The 1196-nt window shown below is 38.8% G+C and carries 2 protein-coding genes; both read right to left on the minus strand.

Annotation, left to right across the window (positions count from 1 at the left end; translation table 11 throughout):
- Nucleotides 1-818 (minus strand): IS3 family transposase (locus FFM51_RS08705; RefSeq protein WP_137598228.1); only part of this gene is annotated, 818 nt, incomplete at its 3' end.
- On the minus strand, nt 812-1117 hold the full coding sequence (locus FFM51_RS08710) for a transposase (RefSeq protein WP_137598229.1): 306 nt from the start codon (nt 1115-1117) through the stop codon (nt 812-814). The genes FFM51_RS08710 and FFM51_RS08705, both read right to left, overlap by 7 nt.
- Between the last annotated feature and the right edge of the window lie 79 nt (nt 1118-1196).

Below are 1196 nucleotides of genomic sequence, written 5' to 3' on the forward strand. Positions count from 1 at the left end.
GATTGGTTGCCTAATTTGGTAAAAATACGAGTATTATTCCAAAATTGGATGTAGTTTTGGACTGTTTCAATTACAATGGATCTAGAACCTTTGGGTTCTATTTGGTGATAGAACGTTTCAGACTTTAGTGTGGAATGAAACGACTCTATGGGGGCATTATCAGCTGGCGTTCCTTTACGGGACATGCTTCTGGTAATGCCTTTTTGTCTGGCCAAGTCAAAGAATTCGAGTGACGTGTACGTCGATCCTTGATCGCTGTGCAAAGTAACGTTATCTGGCAAAGTTGGTAACTGATTCAAAGTATCAACAGCTAAACGAGTATCTGGATGGTCAGACAGTTGATAAGCAATAATCTCAGAATTGAAAGTATCCATAATAGTTGATAGATAGAGCATGTGGCTACCGTAAGGTAGGTAAGTAATGTCAGTTGTTAATTTGGTCAGCGGCGTGTCCGTCTGCCAATTTCGGTTGATGACGTTAGCAAACGTCTTGTAAGGATTGCCTGGTTTATTAAACCGCTTGATCTTAATACGGCAATTCCATCCGTGTTTGCGCATTATTCGTTGAACCTTACTGACACTGCATTTTGTTTCTTTAGCCAGCAACGCATGAATTTTGCGATAACCGTATAGAAAATGCGTTTCGACACACAGCTGATGAACTCGCGATTCCACTTCAGTAAGTGTCAGGCCATCGTTCATGTTCTTAGAATGACGATAGTACGTTGCCCTCGAGATGTGTAGAATAGCGCAAATACGAGTGATTGAGATGTGGTCACTCAATTCCTTAATCAACCGAATGGTTGATTGATTTACCACAACCTTTCCTTGATTAAATATTTTTTTACAACTTCTAGTTCTTCTTTCATCTGTTGTATTTCCTGTTCTTTACGCACCTCAATTGGTAGTTCTAACACTCCTTTTTGGTACTTATATTGTTTTCCCTGTGCCTGACTTAGTCGATAATATTCTCCATTTCGAATCCATTTTCGCCAAGTGTAAATTAATCCATCACTCTTCAGTCCGAGAGTCTGGCATATTTTTCGACCACTCATTCCACTGTTTAAAAGCCGAACTGCTTCAAGTTTCGTTTCATAGGGATAACGATTATTTGTCATAATAAAAACACCTCCGAATAAATTTTACTTTTTTCGAACGTGCTTTTATATGTTTGTATCAAATTATAACTTCAGTTCC

Origin of the sequence: Paucilactobacillus kaifaensis (assembly GCF_005405145.1) — a bacterium.
In the GTDB taxonomy this organism is placed as follows: Bacteria; Bacillota; Bacilli; order Lactobacillales; family Lactobacillaceae; genus Paucilactobacillus; species Paucilactobacillus kaifaensis.